Genomic DNA, 23,863 nt, shown 5'->3' with positions numbered 1-23,863 from the left:
TATCCTAAAATATTCTATATCAAATCCCAAAAATTAATTTGAGGAATTGCTATTACTCGGATTAAAAAGAAAATTAAATTCTTTCCAGCTATCGTAACGCTGAGGGTCTAGATTATTAATAGGGCTTGCTTGCCATACGGCTCTCATTGCACTGTCAGATAGAGCGTCACAAGCTGTTTTCGTTATATTTGGGCATATTGTTTCTTTTACTTTTACTTCTTTAACACTACCATCTTTATTTAAAGCAATATACAAAATTACCCTTAACTGCTCAAGATTTTGTATCCCAATAGGCTTACTCCATAATCTCTCTATTTGTTGCTTAATTAAAGATATTTCACTGATAGAAAGAGCTAACGTGTCATCGTATGAACCTTTCGATTCCTGAGTTTCTTTATTTTCTTTGGCTCTTGCTTGTTTATTTGACTTTGCATTAGAGCCTTCAGATGATTGTTCTAAATTTTTAAGCAAAGAATCTAAGTCACTTTTATTAGGAATTTTCTTTTTTTTCTCAATTGGCTTCTTTACTTCTGTAGGCTTTTTCACTTCTGTAGGTTTCTTCTCTTCTATAGCCTTCTTTTTCTCGATAATAGGTTTTTCTTCTAGAGGCTTTTCTTCTTCAATAATAGGCTTTTCTATAGGCTTTTTTTCCTCAATAATAGGCTTCTCTTCAATGGACTTCTTCTCTTCTACCGGTTTGTCTTCTACCAATTTCTTTTCTTCAACAGCCTTCTCTACAGGTTTTTTCTCTTCTACATAGTCAGGTTTACTTTGCTCTACCTTTTTTGCATCTTGATTCTCTATAGCTTTTTCAGGCTGTTTAGTTTTATTGGGTACATTAGATTGATTACTAATCGGTAACATTTCAAAAACTATTACTTGCTCTTCAGGAAGCTTTTTAAACAATGATGGTAGACCAAATAAAAAGAAATAAATTATTAGTAAATGAAGTACTACCGAGCAAATAAAAGAGACAGAAACAATATTATTATTTTTCATTATATTTAATATTTGAAACTAGTGCTACTTTAGAAAAGCCAGCTGCATGGATTTCAGCTACAACACTAACTACCTCACCATAGGATACATTTTTATCTCCTCTTACAAAAATTCTAGTATCTTTTTTTTCTTTTGTAATATTAGTTAGCTTGCTAGCCAAATTTTGTCTTTCTATTTTAGATTCTAATAAATATAATTCTCCTTTATTGTTAATACTAATCACTAAAGGCTCATCTTGTCCTGACAGTGGGCTAGAAGTTGTTTCTGGTAAATCAACATTAATACCTGATACTAGCATTGGAGAGGTTATCATAAAGATAATTAACAATACTAGCATAACGTCAACGAGTGGTGTAATGTTAATCTCGCTGACTAAATTACTTCTTGCTCTTTGATTACCTAAGTTGCGTAATTGTATTGCCATTACATTTTTCCTTCATCTATAGCTCTTGATAATATAGAACTAAGCTCATTAATAAAATCATCGATTTTGTTGTTAATCTTAATTATTTGCGAGGAAAGGTAATTATAAAAAATCACTGCCGGAATTGCCGCAAATAAGCCAATTGCCGTTGCTAATAGAGCTTCTGCAATACCAGGCGCAACAACAGCAAGTGAGGTGTTTTTTGATGCTGCAATAGACTGAAAACTATGCATAATTCCCCAGACAGTACCCAACAATCCTATGAATGGTGTACTAGAAGCAACAGTTGCCAAAAAACCTAAATTTTGTTCTAATCTTTCAATTTCACGATTTCTGATCAAATACATAGATTGTATTATTCGCTCTTTATGACTAATTTTAAGTGCATCAGTGAGGTTTTTGGAACTTTGACGGTTACATTCATTCATCGCGGCTACAAAAACTGCAGCAAGAGGATTATTGATTGTTCTTTTGGTAGTTTCATATAATTGGTCTAAAACTGTTCCAGACCAAAAAGTAACTTCAAAAACTGCAATCTTCCTTCTTACCTGAATTAAATGGAGTATCTTATCTATAATAATAGTCCATGCCCAGATTGAGGCAATTACCAAAATTATCATAACAAATTTTCCGATGATATCAGATGACGATATCAGAGAAAAAATTGATGAACCACTTTGTGCTGTAATTTCTACAACATCATTAATATTGTTATTTGTGCTCATTGTTGCCATTATATATTATTTAAAATGTTATTTTGAATAACTATATACAAAATCCCTGATAGGTACAATAAACTGTTTAACTTTATATAATTAAGTGCTAATAATATAGCAAATATTGCTAATATTCAAATGATTTGATATTAGTGTTAACGCGTTATTATGATAAAATGAAGTGACATGACTAAAAAAATTGTGGCAATTATTGGCAGACCCAATGTCGGAAAATCTACGCTCTTTAATCGTTTAGCTATCAGGAAAAAGGCAATCGTCCATGATCTCCCTGGGGTAACACGCGACCGAAAATACGCTGATGCACAAATTGGTCCATTCGATTTTACGGTAATTGATACTCCTGGTTTAGAAGAAGCAGAAGATGAAAAATTAGAATATAGAATGATGCAACAAACTATGGAAGCGATTATAGAGGCAGATTTGCTATGTCTTGTGGTAGATGGCAAGGAGGGGGTGTTACCTGAAGATCAGTTTTTTGCTAATTTTATCAGAAGATATAATAAGAAATCTGTGTTAATCGTTAATAAATGTGAAGGAAGATTTGACTTTGCTAAAGAATATTACAAGCTTGGTTTTGATAATGTAGTACCAATTTCTGCTGAGCATGGTGTTGGTATGGCAGATTTATACGATGCAATAACTGAAGAATTAGAAAATGAAGATGGAGAGGAAGAATTAACTGACCAATTAACCGATCCAATAAAAGCTAACTATATACAAATAGTGGTGAGTGGTCGACCAAACGCAGGAAAATCTACTTTTATTAATAGCATTATTAACAATGAAAGATTATTAACAGGACCTGAAGCCGGTATAACAAGAGAATCTATAGAAATTGATTGGCTATATAATGATAATAAATTTAAATTAATTGATACGGCTGGCTTAAGAAAAAAAGGAACGGTTACTAAATCCTTAGAAAAATTATCATCTTCTGACGCTATTAATAGCATCAAGTTTGCTAATACAGTTATTCTGATGGTTGATGCACGAACTCCTCTAGAACAACAAGATCTAAATATTGCCAATTATGTTATAGATCAAGGCAGAAGTTTGCTTATAGTAGTTAATAAGTGGGATTTGATTGAGAGAAGAGATCAGGATAAATTTAAAGAGGAATTTGCTTATAAGATAGAAACCAATCTACCACAAGTTAGAGGATTGCCAATAATATTCATATCAGCCTTAAAAAAACATAATATTAATATGGTGCTAGATGAATCTATCAGAATTTATAATTTATGGAATAAAAAAATTACAACAAGTAAACTGAATGATTGGTTAGGTTTTGCCCTTGAACAGCATCCGTTACCCTTACAAAAAGGCGGAAGACGTGTTAGAATTAAATATATGACTCAAACAAAAATTCGTCCACCGACCTTTAAGCTATTTTCCAATAATCCTGAAAAAATCACTGATAGTTATACTAGGTACCTTATAAACAACTTGCGGGCAGCTTTTAATTTACCAGGTGTTCCAATAAGATTTATTTATACTAAAACTGAAAATCCATATGTAAAATCATAGAATGTTAGCGTTCACGAAAAAAAGTTAAAGTATAAGGTCATTGCGAGAAGGCGTAGCCCTATGGTACTTATGTCATGGCAATTGTCATAACATAAACACATTCAGCTCCAGAATCTTTTAAGATTTTAGCACATTTGTTAACTGTAGTTCCAGTGGTCAATACATCATCTACTAATAATATTTTTTGACCTATAATCTGATATTTTTTATTGAGTATAAGGCTATTTGATAAGTTTTTTTCTCGTTCTTTTTTAGATAAAAATGTTTGAGATTTAGTCCATTTTGACTTAATTAATACATCCGGACTAAACGACTTTCTTGCTAATTTCTAAGGCTAGAATCAAAGCAGGATTATACATTCTAAACAACCTCTTGAACCTATTCATGGGAACTGGAATAATTAAGTCAATGTCTTGAATTTCACTATTATAGTGTGTATAAAATAATTTACTAAAAGTTTTAGCAAGAATAGTTTTATCCTGGTATTTAAAGGCATGAATTATTTTTTTGCTATGCTCATTAAATTTAATTAGACTACGAGATTTATCATAACAAGGTTTATGTTGAAAGCATTTTGCACAACACATATTATCTAAAATTGATATATCTAATCTACTACCACAAATAATACAGTAGGGTTTTGTAATAAAATCAAGTTTTTTCCAACAATTTTGACAAAAATCCTCTTTAGTTTCAGTCATTTCGATACAAGACAAGCATCTTGCTGGTAAGATGTAATCTATAAGATAATCATAAAGTCTACTGATTTTGTGTACGTAATGAAGCAAATCTTTAAGCGATGTCAATGGTTAAATTTACTGGTCTACGAACACATGGGTTTCTAATACCAGACGGATCTGTTGATTTAATAGATACACAAGGACTTTTAATCTCATAAGGAGGACTAGAGGTACATGATAATAATTGTAATAACACAACAAAAGGCAGAAGAAATCTTAATAATTTTGTCATAATTGTCATTTAAAATAATTTTAGAGTTTATAGGTAAGTTATCCTAGTTTGCAATATATCTCAAGTATATTTGATGAAAAATAAGTTTTAGATATAAAAAACATAATAGCTTGTGGTATTTTTCTTGACAAGGATATATAATGCAAAATTGATAAATCAAGGCAGTGATGGCAAATATACCCTTTAAAGAAAGACCCCCTTATGCAAAAAAGTATAATAGTTGGCGTATTAGAATTTTATATTCGATAATTGTTGGTTACTCGACATTCATACTTTGTCGTCAGAATTTTAATATTGTAATGCCTGCTTTAATGGAGCATTTTGATGTAACCAAAACTCAACTTGGTTGGATTTTAACAACTGCCTCTATATTTTATGGTATAGGAAAGTTATGTAATGGATTCTTAAGTGATAGATCAAATGCTCGTATATTTATGGTAATTGGTCTTATATGTGTAGGTGTTGTAACATTGTTATCAGGTTTTGCTTCAAGCATAACATCTCTTGGTATTTTATGGATTATGAATAATTGGTTTCAATCTATGGGTTGGCCACCTGCAACACGTATGTTAACTTATTGGTACGCTTCTAAGGAATTAGGAATGAAATGGTCTCTAGGAGCCACTTCTAATCAAATTGGCGGAGCAATCACTATGATAGTATGTGGTTATTTAATAGATGCTTACGGTTGGAAAGCAGCGTTTATAATTCCTGGAATAATTGCATTATTAGTATCATTATTTCTATTCAATAGATTACGTAATTCTCCCAGTGAGGTTAATTTACCTATAGTGGAAGAGTACAAAGAATGTGATATATCTCTTGATAGTGATAATTTATTAACAACTCAATTAATAAAAATTGTATTTTGTAATAGATTAATGTGGTATGTGTGTTTTGCCAACATGTTTATTTATATTGTGCGTTCAGGTATAATTTTTTGGGCTCCTGTGTTTTTGTGCGAGCTAAAAAACATTACTATTGCTCAAGCTGGTTGGCAAGTTGCTTCTTATGACATTTTAGGTTTAACTGGTGGTATTGTTGCTGGATGGATGTCAGATAAAATATTTCAGGGACGACGTGGACCAGTTGGTTCAGTATTTATGTTTGCTTTAGCTTTTACTATTATTTTATTTTGGCAAATGCCAAATGAGTATGAAATATTTAGTATTATTACTCTTGCTTTGGTTGGTTTTTTTGTATCTGGACCACAAGTATTAATAGGTGTTGCTACAGCAGATTTTACTAATAAACAAGCCGTTGGTACAGCTAATGGTCTTTCAGGTTTATTTGGTTATCTTGGTGCTGCACTGGCTGGCGTATGTGTTGGTTGGATTTCTGATAACTTAGGTTGGAATGGTGTTTTTTTATTTTTTAGCCTGTCCGCTTTCTTGGGAGCAATAATTCTTTCCTTAACTTGGAATTATAGCTCTAGAAGAACTGCATAACATGTTACCTAACTGTACTATCAGAATTTACTTGCCAAAAATATATAAATTTATATAAATGTTAATAATAAATTAATAAAGGTTTACTGTGACTCAAGAATATACGTTTTCAATGATTAAGCCAGATGCTACGAAAAGAAATCTAATTGGTAAAATTAATTCTTACTTAGAAAATAATGGGCTAAAAATAGTAGCTCAAAAAATGACTATTTTAACTAGAGATCAAGCAGAAATTTTTTATGCAGAACATAAATCAAGAGCATTTTTTAATAGTTTAATAGAGTCTATTACTTCCGGTCCGGTTGTTTTGCAGGTTCTTAAAGGAGAAAATGCTGTTTTACAAAATCGTAAAATAATGGGAGCTACTAATCCAAATGATGCTGAATTAGGTACTATTAGAAAAGATTTTGCAAAAAATATTGAGGAAAATAGTATACATGGTTCTGATACTTTAGAAAGTGCTGAAAGAGAAGTGAGATTTTTCTTTGCTGAAAAAGAAATTGTAGAATAACACAATGATTATGAAGTATAGCGTTGTAGTTATTGGCGGTGGTCATGCTGGTTGTGAGGCAGCTTCGGCTGCTGCACGTCTTGGCATAGATACTCTTTTAATTACTTTAAAACTAGATAATCTTGGTGAAATGTCTTGCAATCCTGCAATAGGTGGGGTAGCAAAAGGTACTTTAGTAAAAGAGATAGACGCTCTTGATGGACTCATGGGTAAAATTATAGATCAAGCTGGTATCCATTATAAGATGCTTAATGAAAGCAAAGGTCCAGCAGTTTGGGGACCAAGAGCTCAAGCTGATAGAAAGCTTTATAAAAAAGCTATGTATAATGCCTTGATAAATCATCCAAATTTGACAATTTTATGTGCATCTGTAGAAAATATTGAGATACACAACTCTGAAGTAAAAGCATTAACCTTAGATGATGGTACTAGAATTGAATGTCAAAAAGTTATATTAACTACCGGTACATTTTTATCCGGACTCATTCACATAGGAGATAAAAAAATTCCATCGGGTAGAATAGGTGAAAAGCCGTCATACGGTTTATCTAACGCACTAAAATCTTTCGGCTTTGCTCTTGGTAGGTTAAAAACTGGTACTCCTCCAAGAATAGATGGAAGAACAATTGATTATAACGAAATAGAGGTGCAGGCTGGAGATGCTGTGCCACGCCCTTTTTCCGAACTCACAACTTCTGTTAAGATAAAGCAAATAAATTGTTTCGTTACTAGAACAACTGAACAAACTCATGAAATTATTAGGAATAACTTAGATAAGTCAGCTATGTATTCTGGACAAATCAAGAGTATAGGACCAAGATATTGTCCATCCATTGAAGATAAGGTTACTAGATTCTCTAAAGCAAGTCATCAAATATTTTTAGAACCTGAAGGCTTGGACGACCATACTATATACCCAAATGGCATATCTACATCATTACCTGAAGATATACAATTAGCATTGCTAAAAACAATTCCTGGTCTTAAAAATGCCACTATGTTAAAACCAGGATATGCAATAGAATATGATTATGTTGATCCTAGAGAGTTAAAAATAACGTTAGAAACGAAAAAAATTAAGGGATTGTATTTTGCTGGTCAAATTAATGGCACCACTGGCTATGAAGAAGCCGCGGGGCAAGGAATTATGGCTGGCATTAATGCAGCCTTATCACTAAAAAATCAATCAAATTTTATTTTGACTAGAGCAGATGCCTATATTGGTGTTATGATTGATGATTTAATCACTCTTGGTACAATAGAGCCTTATAGAATGTTTACTTCTAGATCTGAATATAGACTTTCGGTTAGGGCAGATAATGCAGATTTAAGACTAACTCAAATGGCTATAGATATTGGTATTATATCTAATTTACGTAAAGAAGTTTTTAGTAAGAAATGTGACGATATTCATAAGGTAGAAAACATTGTAAAAACTATCTCTTTAACAACTACTAAATTAGCCAACCTGGGCGTCTCTATCGCACAAGATGGTTCATATAAAACAGCCTTTGATTTACTAGGATTACCAAATTTTGGTGTTGATAAAACGATAGAAATCTTTCCAGAGCTTATTTCATTAAATAAAAAAATTCTTCATTATCTTTGTATTGAATCAAGATATTCTTCTTATTTGACTAGACAAAATGCAGATATTCAATTATTTAAAGAAGAAGAGCTAGAATTATTAGATGATGATATTGATTACTTCAAAATACCCAGCTTGTCTACAGAAGTAAGGGAAAAACTCCAGTATCACAAACCAGCTACTATTGGTGCAGCTAGAAGAATATCTGGGGTTACTCCAGCTGCTTTAATAGCAATTATAATTTATATAAAAACAAAATATAGACATTAATGTATAATTATAGTAGTGTTTCACGTGAAGTATTAGAAGCTCTTGAGAAGTATCAATCATTAACGTTGAAATGGAATAAAGCTATTAATCTCGTTTCTTGTAATACCAAGAATGATTTTTGGGTGAGACATATCTTAGATTCTTTACAACTAATGAAGTACATAAATGACCAAAATATTCATTTAATAGATGTTGGCTCAGGTGGTGGATTTCCAGGAATAGTTTTGTCTATTGCCGGGATAAAGAATGTTACTTTAGTAGAGTCTGATGTAAGAAAATCTGTTTTTTTATTGCAAGCTTCCAAAATTTCTAGTAATAAAATTAATGTGGTTAATCAACGAATAGAAAGTGTTAAATTAGATTGTGATATATTAACTTCTAGAGCTTGTACTCAGTTAGATAAAATATTGGCTTATACTAAACATATTAATGTAAGAAATAAGTATTTATTATTTAAAGGTGAGAAGTATCAACAAGAAATTGAGATTGCTAAAAAGAGATGGTCTTTTTGTCATTCTATATATGATAGTGAGACTTCTAATAATAGTAAGATTTTAGAAATTAGTAACATATATGACAAAAATAGTTGCGGTAGTTAACCAAAAAGGTGGAGTTGCAAAAAGCACAACTACTGTAAATTTGTCAACAGCTTTATCTGTGATGGGTAAAAAGATTTTGGTAATAGATTTAGATCCTCAGGGAAATAGTAGCACTGGTTTTGGTATAAGCCAACAGGATAGAAAAGTTACTATTTATCAGGTACTAATTGGTTCAAAAACGATTGAAGAAGCCATAATACAAACGAATATTCCAAATTTACAAATAATTACAGCTAACACTAATTTATCAGGTGCTGAGATAGATTTATTAAGTATACAAAAGCGTGAATATTTATTATCAAATTTGTTAAATAAATTAGTCAATAAATATGACTACATTATTATAGATTGCCCTCCTTCTCTTAACTTATTGACAGTTAATGCATTAGTGGCTTGTGACTATGTATTAATCCCTATGCAATGTGATTTTTATTCATTAGAAGGATTAAGTCATTTGCTAAAAACAATTGAAATTGTAAAAAAGAATTTAAACCCCAAAATAAAAATTGCCGGCATTTTATTTACTATGTATGATAAACGCAATCGATTAACTGAGCAAGTAGAGAATGATGTTAGAAAATGCTTAGGAGGATTGGTATTTAAGACAGTTATTCCACGGAATGTAAAACTATCTGAAGCACCATCTCACGGTCAACCAGCAATTATCTACGATCATAAATGTACTGGCTCTATTGCTTATATAGAACTTACAAAAGAGATTTTAGGTAGAAATATATGAAAAATAAAAATTTAGGCAAAGGATTATCAGCTTTGCTTGGAGAAGAAGTTTTTACTGTAGAGAAGGATGAGTTAGTAAAAATTATAGATATTGATAAAATTGAAGCTAGGAATAATCAACCAAGAAAAAAGTTTGAATATGATAAAATAAAAGAATTAGCCGATTCCATAAGTAATAATGGTTTGTTACAACCAATTATTGTTAGCTCAGTCAGTGATGGGAAATATAAAATTATAGCTGGTGAGAGACGTTGGCGTGCTTGTAAGGTGGCTAAGCTTACTGATATTCCTGCTATTATAAAAGATATAGGAGATAAAGAAATTATAGAAATAGCTCTAATTGAAAATATTCAAAGAGAGGAATTATCTGTTATAGAAGAATCGGAAGGATTTGAGAGATTAATAAAAGAGTTTGGTTATACACAAGAGCAATTAGCAGAAAAAGTTAGCAAGAGCCGTAGTCATATAGCTAATTTATTAAGACTAAATCAGTTACCACAATCTATCAAAGATAAAATAAATGAGGGGCTTTTAACTATGGGACATGCAAGATGTCTAATTAATCACCAGCAAGCTGAGGTAATAGCTAATCATATTATTGAGAATGATTTAAGTGTTCGTCAAACTGAAGATATAGTAAGAAATTGGTCTAAAAATGAATATACAAAAACCCCAGAACATGATAAACGTATAGGGAGAGGTCTTCTAAAAGAGAGTAGTAAAGAGAATGATCTACAATTATTAGCTAAATCATTGTCAGAAAGATTTAATATAAAAGTAACCATTGAAGATTACCCAATTGGTGGGAAATTGATATTTCACTATAGTAATTTAGAAGAACTTGATTCAATTTTATCGAGGTTAAATTAAATGCAAATTTTTCTAGATAGTGCTGATATTAAAGAAATTGATGAGATTAACCAATTAGGTATAATTGATGGCATAACTACTAATCATTCCTTGATGTCTAAGACAAAATACGACTTTGTATCAACTATTGCAGAAATATGTAAGATAATAACTTCTGATGTTAGTGTTGAAGTAGTTGCTAATGATGTTGATACTATGATTAGTCAAGGTAATAAGATCCTAGGAATATCCAACAATATTGTGATTAAATTACCTATGACATGGAACGGTATTAAAGCGTGCCAATATTTTGCAGATAAAGGAAAAAAAGTGAATATGACCTTATGCTTTTCTGTTAATCAAGCACTTATCGCTGCAAAAGCTGGAGCATCTTATATATCACCTTTTATCGGTAGACTTGATGATATAGGTCAAAATGGTATTAGTTTAATAAGTGATATAAGACAAGTATACGATAATTATCAGTATCAAACAAAAATCCTTGCTGCATCTATAAGAAGCCCTAACCATATTTATCAAGCTGCTATGTATAAGGCTGATGTTGCTACAATGTCTGGTAAAATTATTAAGCAATTATTAAATCATCCACTAACAGATTCAGGTTTAGAGATTTTTAATAAGGATTGGAATAAATCGGGGTTAAAAATTTAAGAAAATTATATACTTGTATAACCTAAACATTTATGCAAATATGTTTTTGCAAAAGTTACGAATTGCCAAGTGAACGAGCTTACAGTTTGGTTATGGTAGAAAGAAGTGGTAATGTCAAAGCACAGGTTATTGAAAAGGTTAAGATAAAAACCATAGAAAAAACAACGATGAATAATATAACTATTGGTTCGACAATTTTATCTAGAGTATTACAAAACTTCTATAATGTGCTGTTTAAGCATGGAGTATTTGGTGTTTATCATTCTATAAGTGAAAAACACACTGAAAGATATTTGAATGAATTTATCTTTAAATAGGCAATATGTTTAATAACATTCTTTTAAATGTCAAAAAATATTTGGTAAATTCTTATGAAAATTGAATCATTAAACAATTTAGAAATATCGTTTAATGAAGCTTTATCAAGGATAGGAAAAGCTGTAGTAAAAAATGATGACATGATAATTGAAAACGACGATAAGGCAAAACCATTTGTAAAATGGGTAGGTGGAAAAAGAAGTTTAATAAAAGAATTATCCTCAAGAACGCCACAAACTTATAAAAGCTATTATGAACCATTTGTAGGGGGAGGAGCACTTTTGTTTGCTCTTGCTCCAGCTAGTGCAACTATATCAGACATAAACCTAGATTTAGTTATTACATATGCTGTGATTAAAAATAAACCTCAAGAATTAATAAAGCTACTGGCAAAACATAAAGTAAATCATTGTGAAGAGTATTATTACAAAATCCGAAAACAATTTATTAATGATAATGATATAGAAGTTGCTGGACGTTTTATATATCTTAATAAAACCTGTTATAATGGGCTTTATAGAGTCAATAAAAAAGGTGAATTTAATGTGCCTATGGGGAGATACAAAAATCCAGCAATAGTTGATGAGACAACTATAATAGCTTGTAGTAAATTACTACAAAATGTTGACATAAAATATCAAGATTTCAGCAAAGTCTCTCCAAATAAGGGTGATTTTGTTTATATTGATCCTCCTTATCATCCTATAACTAATGCATCTTTTACTAAATATACCAAACTTGATTTTATAGAAACAGATCAGATAAAACTTTATCAAAAATGTAAAGAGTTAAACGATAAGGGTGTATATTTTATGCTTTCAAATTCTAATATTCAGTTTATAAAGCAGATGTATAAAGATTTTTATATAGAGATTATCGAAGCACCACGCACTATTAATTGTAAAGCTAATGAAAGGAAAAATGCAGAAGAGGTTTTGATTAGAAATTATGAATAAAACACAAGGTGGATCAATTGCAAATAAAACAGGTAATGAACTTGAGGTATTTATAAATAATCGTCTTGTTAGGGAAGGTTACGTTTTTGTTCCTAAGATTAGATTTATTGCTTCACAAACATTAGCACAACCAATTTATACTAGGCAATTTAATTTAGGAAAAACTATTTATAATACTGTTTGGCAATGTGATTTTATTCTATATCATCCTATAAAACATTCTAATTGTCTTGTTATTGAATCTAAGTGGCAACAATCAAGCGGTTCTGCAGATGAAAAATACCCTTATACAATATTAAATATTAAAAAACAAAGTGTTTATGATGCTATTATCATTATAGATGGAGATGGTTACAAAAAAGGTGCTTTACAATGGTTAAAAGATCAAGTTCATGGAAACTTAAAAGGTGTTTTTAGTATGTCTGAATTTACAACTTGGACAAACAAACAAAATATTTAGGCTATATATGTATATAATTTACAAATTTAATGATTAAAAAATTCATGTAAGATTAATCTGTTTCACTAACTATTTAAAAACTACAAATAAACTACAAAAAATAAAGGAATTAATGATTATGTCGTATCAATATGTTTATGTTATGAATGGTTTAAGTAAGACCATCAACGGTAAACAAATTTTAAAGGAAACTTATTTGTCCTTCTTACCAGGGGCAAAAATTGGTATTATTGGTCCAAATGGAGCAGGTAAATCTACTCTTCTAAAAATCATGGCAGCTATTGATAAAGAATATGATGGTGAGGCTTTTGTGGCTAATGGGGTTAAAGTTGGTTATTTAGCTCAAGAGCCATATCTTGATCCTACTCTAAATGTTTTCGATAATGTTATGGAAAGTTTAAATGATAAAAAAGCCTTAATTGACGAATTTAATGAAATAAGCAATAAATTTGCTGAAGAAATGTCCGATGATGAAATGAATGAACTTCTAGCAAAACAGGCTGATCTACAGGAAAAAATAGATAGTTGTGATGCTTGGAGCTTAGAGCGAGAAATAGAGATTGCTATGTTTGCATTAAGGTGTCCAGATAAAGATGCTGATGTTACAAAAATCTCAGGTGGAGAGAAAAGGCGAGTGGCATTATGTAAACTTTTGCTAGAAAAGCCTGATATGTTATTACTTGATGAGCCAACAAACCACTTAGATGCTGAATCGGTCTCTTGGCTAGAAAATTACTTAAAAAATTATAAAGGCACAGTAGTAGTTATTACCCATGATCGATATTTTCTTGATAATGTAACGGATTGGATATTAGAAGTGGATCGAGGTAGATGTGTTCCATGGCATTCTAACTACAGTGCTTGGCTTGAACAAAAGCAAGCAAAATTAGAAAATGAAGATAAAGAAGATGATGATAGGAATAAACAATTAAAACGAGAACTTGAATGGATACGCCAATCACCAAAGGCAAGGCAATCAAAAAGCAAGGCTAGAATTACTGCCTATCAAGATCTGTTACTCAAACAAAAAGAACAAAAATCAAGCGTGGCACAAATTATTATACCTAATGGTCCACGTCTAGGCGATTTAGTCATAGAGGCAGAACATATAGCAAAGAGATATGATGATAAGGTACTGTTATCAGATTTTAGTTTTAAGGTGGTTCCAGGGGCTATTGTTGGTATTATAGGTCCAAATGGAGCCGGCAAATCTACCTTATTTAATATTATCACTGGTAAAACCAACCCAGATCACGGTTCTATTAAATTAGGACAAACTGTTAAGCTTGGTTATGTTGATCAATCAAGGGATAGTTTAGATGATAACAATACTGTGTGGCATGAAATTTCTTCAGGTCTTGAGGAGCTACAACTTGGTTCTAGATCAATGAAAAGTCGTGCTTATTGTGCAGCCTTTAATTTTAGAGGGGGCGATCAACAAAAGAAAGTAGGGCAACTTTCTGGAGGTGAACGTAATAGGGTACACATAGCCAAATTATTAAAAGAAGGAGCTAATGTTATCTTACTTGATGAACCATCGAATGATCTGGATGTTGACACATTACGAGCCTTAGAAGATGCTATTTTAGATTTTGCTGGATGTGTATTAGTGATAAGCCATGATCGTTGGTTTTTAGATAGAATAGCAACCCATATTATTGCTTTTGATAAAGATGGAAATGCTACATGGTTTGAAGGAAATTACCAAGATTATCATGATTATATGATTAATTTAACAGGTGAAAATGTTATTAATCCTAAATATCGTCATAAAAAATTAGTATAAAATATGTCTATAGGAGAAATATTAGTGGTTATGTTAGTAGCAATGATAGTAACAAAGCCAGAAGATATTCCTATGATTATAAAAAAAATCCAAGAATTTAAATTATACTGCTCAGCAGTCAAAAATCAGGCATTAACATATATTACAAAAGATTTAAAAATTGATAATGATATTGTAGAAAATGATGTTGAGCAGTTGAACTTTTATTTAGAAAGAATTATTAATATCCAAGGATATTATGATGGTAATTATTCCCTAAATGAACTTAAAGTAAAATATGATAAGCTTATAAAAATAAAAAGTACAGAATATGGGAATATAGTGGAAAATCATAAAAAATAATAAATTTTTTCATATGCTATTAGTGCTAGCTTATTTTGTGCTATAGTCAATTGATGAGAAATTGGGAACGTTATCGTAGGCAGCCTCCTAGCTCCAAATTTTCCTGAATTGACTATATAATTATATGAATCTGTTTAACTCTTATTAGGTGTATCTTGTTTAAGAAAATACTAAAAATAAAATTTATTTGTGTAACTATTACATTGATTCTACTAGTCAGTGGAATCAATTTTTGTATATTTTACTTATTTGCCCCTGGGGAACTTGTAGAAAACAAGACGGTAATAATCAAACCTAGATTGTCAACTGATCAAATTTCTATGACATTAAATGATCATAACATCATTAAATATCCTGCTTTATTTGCCTTTCTTGCCAAAATATATTCATTAAAACATTCTATAAAGAGTGGGGAATATATTTTTACTCAAAATATTTCTCCTATGCAAACTCTAAGGATATTATCCAGTGGTAAATCAATTATTCATAAAATGCTTATACCTGAAGGTATGCTTGTCCATGAAATAATAAAAAAAATTAATAGCGAAGAACGATTAATGGGAGAGATTATAGGAACAATTCCGGAAGGATTTTTAATGCCATCTACCTATTTCTTTTCATATGGCGATCAAAAAGAGCAAATCATTGATAAAATGCGAAAATTAATGTCTTTACAGCTCGACAAAATTATGGAAAAATTATCACCTGATTCTCCATTAAAAACTCGCCTTGATGTATTAATCTTAGCATCCATTGTGGAGAAGGAAGCTAGCTTAAACTCCGACAAACCTTCAATTGCCGCTGTATTTCTAAATCGCCTAAAAAAACATATGAAACTACAATCAGATGTAACAACAATTTATGCTATAACACTTGGGAAAGATAAACTAACAAGACCATTAACTAAAAAAGATTTTGCAATGCAATCGCCTTATAATACATATTATATTGCTAATTTACCAGTTGGAGCTATTTCTTGTCCTGGAATAAAATCTCTAGAATCTGTGGTAAATCCTGCTAAAATTGATTCATTATATTTTGTTGGTAACGGTGCTGGAGGGCATAATTTTTCTAATAATTTTAATGATCATAGTAAGCATGTTAATGCTTATCGTAAAACTTTGAAGGAACCTTAAGCATGGATAATACTGAATTTGCTAAATTAGCTGAACAAACTATATCTTTAATTGCAGAGATAATTGAAACAGAAGATAAAGATTGCCTTATCGATATTGATTTCCAGGGTGATATTTTAACTTTAACTACCAACCAAGGCATATTTGTTATTAATAAACACTCAGCTGCTAAGGAAATTTGGCTATCTTCACCGATTAGCGGTCCTTACCATTTTTATTACGCTGCTGATAGATGGCAATCAAAATCATCTGATGAGCTAGTTGCCATTTTAGAACAGGAGCTAAAAATTAATTTCAGAATATGCTTCAAAAACTTAAAAAGATTTGGAGAATTTGAATATGGTTGAAGATAATCACACAAAAATAATTTATTATAATGGTACATTATTGCATAAATGTTCAAAAAATAATCAACTAGTTTTAGTTGGAGGATGTTTTGATTTATTGCATTATGGTCATATACAGTTTTTACGTAATGCTAAAGCTCAAGGAAACTATCTAATTGTAGCTTTGGAACCAGATGAAACTATTAATAATTATAAGAAACGTGAAGTCATCCATAATCAGTTGCAACGTGCAGAAATTTTAAGTAGCTTAAGTTTTGTTGATAAAGTACTTATGTTACCTCAACTTAAAGGTTTTGATGACTATAATAAATTAGTACAAAATACTTGTCCGTCGATAATCGCCATAACAAAGAATGATCCTCAACTTAGCAATAAACAGATTCAAGCTAAACTTATAGGAGCAAAGGTGATTGAAGTTACTGACTTAGTAAGAGACCAAGAAATAGGAGCAGTGTTTAGCACCAGTAATATAGTCAAATGACTCACCTTATGTATGTTTGATTTTTGAACAGCTTTATTTATTGCAGGATATTATAAATGCTTACCTTCACTTCATAATAGTAACAATACTAATTTTATGGGAATTATATCTCTAAATTGCTAAATTTTTGTCTAGAGAAAGTGAACCACCATACTCCCTCAACCTTATTAACACATGTTTCTTCTTACCCGCAGAGATTTTAATAACTTGATTATCCTGCATAAAAGTCAAATTAATCATCATATTTTCATCTTCGATTAGTTGATTATTGATTTTAGCTCCAGCCCCTCTAATGAGCCTACGCCCCTCAGATTTTGACTCAACAAGGTTTAGTTCATAAAGCAATTCATATGCCGGAATACCTATAGTTAACCTGCTATGTTCAATATAGATAGCTGGTAAATTTATATCGATTTCTCCTTGTTCAAAAACCTTTGTAGCTGTTTCTAAGGCTGTTATAGCTGCTTGTTCACCATGACAAAGTTTTGTTAAATTAAAGGCTAATTGCTTCTTGGCACCATTAATATCAGATCCAGCAAGTAAGATAAATTCTTGCATTTTACCTTCCTCTAGCTCAGTATATAATTTAGCAAATTTAACTACATCCTGATCTTCACAATTTCGCCAATATTGATAATAATCATATGGGCTTAACATATCTTCATTTAACCACACCGCCCCACCAACAGACTTGCCCATTTTATTGCCAGAAGCAGTTGTTAATAATGGCGTAGTCATACCAAAAACTTCATTACCAGTTAGTTTCCTGGTAAAATCAACGCCCATTATGATATTACCCCATTGGTCGCTACCACCTATTTGTAAAGAACAACCATATACTTTATTTAAATGATAAAAATCGTAGGCTTGTAGTAACATATAGTTAAATTCTAAAAAACTCATATGCTGTTCTCTTTCCAAACGTAATTTCACCGAGTCCATAGATAACATACGATTCACAGAAAAAAAACTACCAAATTTGCCAAGAAAATCTAAGTAATTTAACGATTCGAGCCACTCTGAATTATCAACTAATATTGCATCATTTGTCCCAGTACCGAATTTAATAAATTTTGATAATGATTTTTTTATACCTTCGGCATTTTTGGCAATTTCTTCTTTTGTTAAAGATTTTCTTGCCTCATCTTTACCAGTAGGATCACCAATTTTACTAGTCGCCCCTCCCAGGATTACTATTGGTTTATGACCATATTGTTGCAATAGACGCAAAATCATAATTTGCATCAGACTCCCAACATGTAAAGATTGAGCTGTACAATCAAAGCCAATATAAACAGATATTTTACTATTGTTCATTAGTGTTGTTAGTTTTTCTAAATCAGTACATTGATATAAAAAACCTTTATTCTCAAAATCCTTAATAAACATAATTATTCACAAAATAATAAAATTAAACAATAGAACATAGGCGATGTACACAAAATTCTTCAGCGTCATTGTAAAGAAGACTGTAGGTCGACTAAGCAATCCAGAAAAGTGATTAATGGATTGCCACGCCACCTACGATGGCTTGCAATTTATTTTCTTAAACTTACACTTATGCGTTGCTCCATCGCTCCTTTTACCCAATTTTCCTGAATTGACTATATCCTAACCTAAATTTCTTGTAACTTCCATAATTTTTTGTATAGACTATGTTTATTACGAATTAATGTAGTATGTGTGCCTTCTTCAATAATTACCCCTTTATCTAATACAATTATCCTATCCATATGTTTTAAAGTGGATAAGCGGTGGGCAATTGCAAGCACAGTCTTTCTTTTATCTTGAATTAGGAAGTTAAGGCTATCTTGGATAAAACGCTCAGTTTGACTATCAAGTGCAGAAGTTGCTTCATCTAAGATAAGAATAGGTGCATCTTTTAGAATAGCTCTCGCTATTGCCACCCTTTGCCGTTGTCCACCAGATAATTTGATACCTCGCTCTCCAACATAAGTATTATACTCTTCTGGCAATGTTGTAATAAATTCATGGATATGTGCCTTTTTGCTTGCCTCAATTACTTCCGCCTCAGTTGCTTCTTGGTTCCCATATCTGATATTTTCCATCAGCGTTCGATGAAATAACAAAGTGTCTTGAGGGATTACCGCGATATTTTGTCGTAATGAATCCTGAGTAACATTGTCAATATTTTGTCCGTCTATTAAAATTTGACCATTTGCCACTTTAAAATAACGTAACAAGAGATTAATAAGTGTTGATTTGCCGCTACCAGAATGACCAACTATTCCTACCTTTTCACCAGGACTAATAGAAAAAGTCATATCTTTAAAGATCAGCTCTTTGTTATAACCAAAATTTATATTTTTAAATTCAATAATAGCTTTATCAACTATTAGCGGACTTGCACTAAATTTATCCAAATCCTGCTGGTTGATAGTAACTAGTGACAAAGCACTTTTCAGATCACCCATTGATCTGGTAAAATTCTGCAATGAAACTGTTGCATCCCAGATATCGTCTGCAACAATCAAGGCAATACCAAAGACAAAAGCAAAATCTCCAACAGAAATTAAGCCATGTATTCTCAAATGCAGCATATAGAATGGAATAAAAACAAACAAAACAAAATAGAAACACATAGCTACTATTTGAGTCTTAAAGTTATATTTGTATGCTTTTACCTGTTTGGGAATAAAATCATTTAATATATTATTATCTAGTGCCTTTAATTCTCTTGTCCTAGAAGCAAAAGAAAAAAGTGAAATAATATTAGTAATTTTATCGGCAACTTGTCCAATTATAAAATGCTTGCTTTCGGATTCTAAGCAAGATAGTTGGTTTAATTTAGTTGAGAGTTTATACATAATTGGTATGTAAAAACTACACCATATTAGTACAAATATGCCAAGATTTGTGTTAACAAGGCTAAGGGCACAAAAATTTACAACACATTTAAAAAACTTTTGCAGCAATCCGTAATGCATTTCCGCCCAGAATTTATCATATCCATCCAAAATGCCTTTGATTTTGCTGCTGATAGCTCCTGTAAAATTTTCTTGGAAGAACGGATAAGAATGATGCTGAACATAGTCATATGATTGAAGCAATATAGAACGCCGAACATAAGGTGCCGCTTTCCATTCAGCTATGTTACTGATACGCCAAACCAAATCTAACATCACTTGTGCAGACATGAATATTACAATCGGCAGTAGAACTAACTGGTAAGTTAAATTTTCTTGCCCAGCTATTGTATCAAGAAATAATTTAATCGCATAATAATTAGCAGACGGGTAAAAACTACTTACAGTAGGAGCAAGTAGCATAACCATATAAAACCATTTATATGGTTTTATATGGTGCCAAAAAAATGTAATAATAGATTTATTTTGCATGAGTTATTTTTTGTTTAAGAATTAGAATAACTAATTATTCCAAATTCGGTTATATCTATATATAACAGATTTTTTTGCTCCACTAATAGCTGTTTTCATTATTTTTGCGGTATTGGTTATTTTTTTTATTCCTTAACTCAGTACATTACTGTTGCAACACATCGTTATTGCGAGAAGGCGTAAGCCGCACAACTGTTGAAAGTTAGAAGAGGAAGCGGTTTTAGACCGAATAGTTTAAAAGTCGTATGTGGTCAACGTCTATTAGCGAGAAAGACCTTAGGTCGACGAAGCAATCCATAAAAGTAACCAAAGATGGATTGCCACGACCTACTTGCGTGGTCTCGCAATGACAAAAAACCTATCTAAAACCCGCTTTACCTTCTAACTTTCAACAGTTGTGGGGGCTAGAGATTCCCGCCTACGCGTGAATGACAGGGTAAAAACGTCATTGCGAGGAGCTACTTTAGTAGCGACAAAGCAATCCTGTTTTGTGTCACCCCTGCGAAAGCAGGGGTCTTAGATTCCCTCCTACGCGGGAATGACAATGGAAAGCGGGAATGAAATAATTTGTCGGAGAGGTTTATTCATTACTTCCATGACAATATTTATATTTCTTACCGGAACCACAAGGACATATCTCATTTCTAGCCACCTTTCCCCAACTTGATTGATCTGATGGTATTCTATCCTGTGGATTGACTTGAGTTTTAATAGGTTTAAGCTGAGTTTCAATACTAATCCCTGCATTATATTTACTAAAAGCCGGGTCTTCCCTAGTTTCTCGCATGGTCTTTTGCAGTGTTTTGTTTGCCAAAGACATTGATTCTTTTTTAATGTGGCTAGTATCCATATGAAGATGACAAACTTTCTGGATAAATAGCTCCTTCAAATTATCAAGCATTTGTTCAAATAAATTGAACGCTTCTCTTTTATACTCGTTAAGTGGATCTTTCTGAGCATAAGCCCTTAGTGATATACCTTGTCGTAAATGATCTAAATTATGTAAATGATCTTTCCATACTTGGTCTAAAGTTGTTAGTAGAATATATTTAATTGCGTCATTCATCAAGTCAACGCTATATGCTTCATTCTTTGCCTGGTATAGGTCATTTACCATTTGCACAACATTAGATGTCACCTCTATTTCGGTGACATTAGCCTTGGTTATAGATTCTTGATTTAGTTTTACAGCAAAAATACGTTGCAACTCTCCTGTTAAAGCATTTACATCCCAGTCTTCCCTATAAGAACCGGGGGGAATGAAAGTTAATACCACTTTTTCTACTAGTTCTTTTGTCATGCTAGCTAAAAAATCATGGGCAGAGTTTGATGCAATGATATCAGTGCGTTGTTCGTAAACTATCTTACGTTGATCGTTCATAACATCGTCAAAACGTAATAAATTTTTACGTATCTCGTAATTATGTCCTTCAACCTTCTGCTGAGCCTTCTCAAGTGAACGGCTAATCATAGGGTGATGGATTGCTTCACCATCTTTTAAGCCTAACGTTCTTAGGACTCCAGAAATACGATCTGAAGCAAAAATACGCATAAGGTCGTCTTCTAGAGACAAGAAGAATTTTGTACTACCTGGATCACCTTGTCTACCGGCTCTTCCTCGCAACTGGTTATCTATTCTACGACTCTCGTGTCTTTCGGTACCTATAACAAATAACCCTCCAGCCTCTATTACCCGCTGCTTCTCTTCAGATATTTGCTCCTTTATTTTGATCATTTCTAATTGATACTGTTCCTCAGGTAGGTTTTGTAGAGAAAGTTGCTCTATTAGCATTTCCGGATTACCACCAAGCATAATATCGGTACCACGACCTGCCATATTTGTCGCAATAGTCACAGCTTTAAATCGTCCAGCTTGAGCTATAATAAACGCTTCCTGTTGATGAAATTTTGCATTTAAAACATTATGGGTTATTTTATTTATGGTAAGTAACTTAGAAATTTCTTCAGACTTCTCTATACTAACCGTTCCAACCAAAACAGGTTGACCGCGATCATAACACTCTTGTATTAATTTTATAATAGCTTGATATTTATCGTGTTTATTGCCGTAAATTTCGTCATCATAATCAACCCTAGTGATTGGATTATGAGTAGGAACAGCTAGTACATCAAGATTATATATGTCCTTTAACTCTGTAGCTTCGGTCATTGCCGTACCAGTCATGCCTGATAATTTGGGATAATTCCTAAAATAGTTTTGAAAAGTAATAGAAGCCAAAGTTTGATTTTCGTTTTGAATTGGCACATGTTCTTTTGCCTCTAGTGATTGGTGTAACCCTTCAGAATAACGTCTACCTTCCATCACCCGCCCAGTAAATTCATCAATAATCATCACTTTACCATCACGCACCAAATAATCAACATCACGATTGAAGAGAATATGGGCTCTCAATGATTGATTGACATAATGAACCAAACTTAAATTCTCAAAATCATAAAGGCTTGAACCTTGTTCAATAAGATTATTGGTCACAAGCATTGATTCTACATGAGTTATACCATCCTCAGTAAGATTAACGGTTCGTAATTTCTCATCTTTTTCGTAATCTTCATCTTTAAACTGACAAACCAATTTATCAATCTTAGTGTATAAATCCGAGCGATCATCTACTGGACCCGATATAATTAGTGGAGTTCTTGCTTCATCAATTAAAATTGAGTCAACTTCATCAATAATAGCGAATTTAAAGGGACGAAGTACCTTAGAGTCTTCGCTATATTTCATGTTATCTCTGAGAAAATCAAATCCAAGCTCGTTATTAGTTGTATGAGTAATATCTGCTCTATAGGCATCATGTCTCTCTTTGTCACTGATATTAGCAACGATACACCCAACAGATAATCCTAAGAAATTATATATCTTCTCCATCCACTCAGCATCACGTTTTGCTAAATAATCATTTACCGTAACAACATGTACTCCTTCACCAGTAAGAGCATTCAAATATGCCGGTAATGTGGCAACTAAAGTTTTTCCTTCCCCTGTACGCATTTCAGTAATCATCCCACGATGCAATATCAATCCACCAATTAGCTGAACATCAAAATGCCTCATTCCATAGACTCTTCTTGCAGCTTCTCGTACGACAGCAAAAGCTTCATAGGTTAGGTCATCTAATGACTCCCCATCTTTTAATCTTTGCCTAAATTGCTCTGTTTTATTTCTCAATTGATCATCAGAAAGCTTTTGTATCGATGGTTCAAGCAAATTAATCTTTTCAATTTCTAAAAATAGTTTTTTGATATTTCTATCGTTTGCTGTGCCGAATAATTTTTTAAGTAAAGAAAACATTTATATCCTAAATTCTGTAAATAACCTTATA

General features: G+C 32.0%; 25 protein-coding genes. 16 read left to right on the top strand and 9 right to left on the bottom strand.

Annotation, left to right across the window (positions count from 1 at the left end):
* Positions 1 to 33: 33 nt before the first annotated feature.
* The 3 genes from ACFELW_RS00420 to tolQ are packed head-to-tail and all read right to left on the bottom strand — an operon-like array spanning position 34 to position 2,148.
* Complete coding sequence (locus ACFELW_RS00420) at positions 34 to 999, bottom strand: energy transducer TonB (RefSeq protein ID WP_375330103.1); 966 nt, start codon at positions 997 to 999, stop codon at positions 34 to 36.
* A complete protein-coding gene (gene tolR, locus ACFELW_RS00415) occupies positions 989 to 1,423 on the bottom strand; it encodes a protein TolR (protein WP_375330102.1) in 435 nt (144 codons plus the stop codon). Before tolR ends, ACFELW_RS00420 begins: the two co-directional genes overlap by 11 nt.
* Entirely contained in the window at positions 1,423 to 2,148 is a 726-nt protein-coding gene (gene tolQ, locus ACFELW_RS00410; RefSeq protein ID WP_094649069.1) for a protein TolQ, read from the bottom strand. The genes tolR and tolQ overlap by 1 nt, the downstream gene beginning before the upstream one ends.
* Before the next feature lie 177 nt (positions 2,149 to 2,325).
* Here tolQ and der point away from each other — a divergent pair, with 177 nt between their 5' ends.
* The gene (der, locus tag ACFELW_RS00405; RefSeq protein ID WP_341749305.1) at positions 2,326 to 3,687 is read left to right on the top strand and encodes a ribosome biogenesis GTPase Der; all 1,362 of its coding nucleotides are present in this window, start codon (positions 2,326 to 2,328) and stop codon (positions 3,685 to 3,687) included.
* A 67-nt stretch (positions 3,688 to 3,754) separates the two neighbouring features.
* Here der and ACFELW_RS00400 read toward each other — a convergent pair whose 3' ends face one another.
* The 3 genes from ACFELW_RS00400 to ACFELW_RS00390 all read right to left on the bottom strand — a co-directional run bounded on the left by ACFELW_RS00400 (position 3,755) and on the right by ACFELW_RS00390 (position 4,659).
* Complete coding sequence (locus ACFELW_RS00400; RefSeq protein ID WP_341750996.1) at positions 3,755 to 3,868, bottom strand: ComF family protein; 114 nt, start codon at positions 3,866 to 3,868, stop codon at positions 3,755 to 3,757.
* A 124-nt stretch (positions 3,869 to 3,992) separates the two neighbouring features.
* Positions 3,993 to 4,493 (bottom strand): ComF family protein, encoded by a 501-nt coding sequence (locus tag ACFELW_RS00395; RefSeq protein WP_375330101.1) that lies wholly within the window; start codon positions 4,491 to 4,493, stop codon positions 3,993 to 3,995.
* The gene (locus ACFELW_RS00390; protein WP_375330100.1) at positions 4,480 to 4,659 is read right to left on the bottom strand and encodes a DUF2706 domain-containing protein; all 180 of its coding nucleotides are present in this window, start codon (positions 4,657 to 4,659) and stop codon (positions 4,480 to 4,482) included. The genes ACFELW_RS00395 and ACFELW_RS00390 overlap by 14 nt, the downstream gene beginning before the upstream one ends.
* A 167-nt stretch (positions 4,660 to 4,826) precedes the next feature.
* On the opposite strand from ACFELW_RS00390, the gene ACFELW_RS00385 reads away from it, so the two are divergent.
* From ACFELW_RS00385 to ACFELW_RS00315, 15 genes are all read left to right on the top strand, one after another.
* Entirely contained in the window at positions 4,827 to 6,107 is a 1,281-nt protein-coding gene (locus ACFELW_RS00385) for an MFS transporter (RefSeq protein WP_341749396.1), read from the top strand.
* A gap of 88 nt (positions 6,108 to 6,195) precedes the next feature.
* Positions 6,196 to 6,618 carry a nucleoside-diphosphate kinase gene (ndk, locus tag ACFELW_RS00380; RefSeq protein ID WP_094648980.1) on the top strand — a complete coding sequence of 141 codons (423 nt, stop codon included), beginning with the start codon at positions 6,196 to 6,198 and terminating at the stop codon, positions 6,616 to 6,618.
* Between the two features lie 7 nt (positions 6,619 to 6,625).
* Positions 6,626 to 8,476 carry a tRNA uridine-5-carboxymethylaminomethyl(34) synthesis enzyme MnmG gene (gene mnmG / locus ACFELW_RS00375; RefSeq protein ID WP_094648990.1) on the top strand — a complete coding sequence of 617 codons (1,851 nt, stop codon included), beginning with the start codon at positions 6,626 to 6,628 and terminating at the stop codon, positions 8,474 to 8,476.
* A complete protein-coding gene (rsmG, locus tag ACFELW_RS00370) occupies positions 8,476 to 9,075 on the top strand; it encodes a 16S rRNA (guanine(527)-N(7))-methyltransferase RsmG (protein ID WP_094648981.1) in 600 nt (199 codons plus the stop codon). Before mnmG ends, rsmG begins: the two co-directional genes overlap by 1 nt.
* On the top strand, positions 9,050 to 9,814 hold the full coding sequence (locus ACFELW_RS00365) for a ParA family protein (protein WP_375330099.1): 765 nt from the start codon (positions 9,050 to 9,052) through the stop codon (positions 9,812 to 9,814). Before rsmG ends, ACFELW_RS00365 begins: the two co-directional genes overlap by 26 nt.
* Positions 9,811 to 10,683, top strand: coding sequence for a ParB/RepB/Spo0J family partition protein (locus ACFELW_RS00360; protein WP_250311630.1), 873 nt, complete (start codon positions 9,811 to 9,813; stop codon positions 10,681 to 10,683). Before ACFELW_RS00365 ends, ACFELW_RS00360 begins: the two co-directional genes overlap by 4 nt.
* The gene (gene fsa, locus ACFELW_RS00355; protein WP_375330098.1) at positions 10,684 to 11,334 is read left to right on the top strand and encodes a fructose-6-phosphate aldolase; all 651 of its coding nucleotides are present in this window, start codon (positions 10,684 to 10,686) and stop codon (positions 11,332 to 11,334) included.
* Between the two features lie 32 nt (positions 11,335 to 11,366).
* Complete coding sequence (locus tag ACFELW_RS00350; RefSeq protein ID WP_375330097.1) at positions 11,367 to 11,651, top strand: hypothetical protein; 285 nt, start codon at positions 11,367 to 11,369, stop codon at positions 11,649 to 11,651.
* A 54-nt stretch (positions 11,652 to 11,705) separates the two neighbouring features.
* Positions 11,706 to 12,608, top strand: coding sequence for a DNA adenine methylase (locus ACFELW_RS00345; protein ID WP_341759572.1), 903 nt, complete (start codon positions 11,706 to 11,708; stop codon positions 12,606 to 12,608).
* Entirely contained in the window at positions 12,601 to 13,068 is a 468-nt protein-coding gene (locus ACFELW_RS00340; protein WP_341759571.1) for a PD-(D/E)XK nuclease superfamily protein, read from the top strand. Before ACFELW_RS00345 ends, ACFELW_RS00340 begins: the two co-directional genes overlap by 8 nt.
* Positions 13,069 to 13,186: 118 nt before the next feature.
* A complete protein-coding gene (gene ettA / locus ACFELW_RS00335; protein WP_375330096.1) occupies positions 13,187 to 14,854 on the top strand; it encodes an energy-dependent translational throttle protein EttA in 1,668 nt (555 codons plus the stop codon).
* 3 nt (positions 14,855 to 14,857) lie between these two features.
* Positions 14,858 to 15,196, top strand: a complete 339-nt coding sequence (locus tag ACFELW_RS00330) for a DUF2672 domain-containing protein (RefSeq protein ID WP_341749387.1) — start codon at positions 14,858 to 14,860, stop codon at positions 15,194 to 15,196.
* Between the two features lie 155 nt (positions 15,197 to 15,351).
* Positions 15,352 to 16,332, top strand: a complete 981-nt coding sequence (gene mltG / locus ACFELW_RS00325; RefSeq protein ID WP_375330095.1) for an endolytic transglycosylase MltG — start codon at positions 15,352 to 15,354, stop codon at positions 16,330 to 16,332.
* Positions 16,333 to 16,334: 2 nt separating this feature from the next.
* Positions 16,335 to 16,679: an iron donor protein CyaY gene (gene cyaY / locus ACFELW_RS00320; protein ID WP_341759568.1), complete on the top strand. Its 345-nt coding sequence runs from the start codon at positions 16,335 to 16,337 to the stop codon at positions 16,677 to 16,679.
* On the top strand, positions 16,672 to 17,160 hold the full coding sequence (locus ACFELW_RS00315) for an adenylyltransferase/cytidyltransferase family protein (RefSeq protein ID WP_375330094.1): 489 nt from the start codon (positions 16,672 to 16,674) through the stop codon (positions 17,158 to 17,160). The genes cyaY and ACFELW_RS00315 overlap by 8 nt, the downstream gene beginning before the upstream one ends.
* 111 nt (positions 17,161 to 17,271) lie before the next feature.
* Here the strand turns inward: ACFELW_RS00315 and tyrS are convergent, their stop codons facing one another.
* The 3 genes from tyrS to secA form a co-directional block, all read right to left on the bottom strand.
* Entirely contained in the window at positions 17,272 to 18,552 is a 1,281-nt protein-coding gene (gene tyrS, locus ACFELW_RS00310) for a tyrosine--tRNA ligase (RefSeq protein WP_375330548.1), read from the bottom strand.
* Between the two features lie 224 nt (positions 18,553 to 18,776).
* Positions 18,777 to 20,519: an ABC transporter ATP-binding protein gene (locus ACFELW_RS00305; RefSeq protein ID WP_375330093.1), complete on the bottom strand. Its 1,743-nt coding sequence runs from the start codon at positions 20,517 to 20,519 to the stop codon at positions 18,777 to 18,779.
* A 580-nt stretch (positions 20,520 to 21,099) separates the two neighbouring features.
* The gene (secA, locus tag ACFELW_RS00300; protein WP_375330092.1) at positions 21,100 to 23,832 is read right to left on the bottom strand and encodes a preprotein translocase subunit SecA; all 2,733 of its coding nucleotides are present in this window, start codon (positions 23,830 to 23,832) and stop codon (positions 21,100 to 21,102) included.
* Between the last annotated feature and the right edge of the window lie 31 nt (positions 23,833 to 23,863).

The sequence above is a fragment of the Candidatus Tisiphia endosymbiont of Nemotelus uliginosus genome, assembly GCF_964264755.1.
GTDB lineage: Bacteria > Pseudomonadota > Alphaproteobacteria > Rickettsiales > Rickettsiaceae > Tisiphia.
Note: the sequence above shows the minus strand (reverse complement) of the source record. Positions and strands in the feature narration are given on the sequence as shown.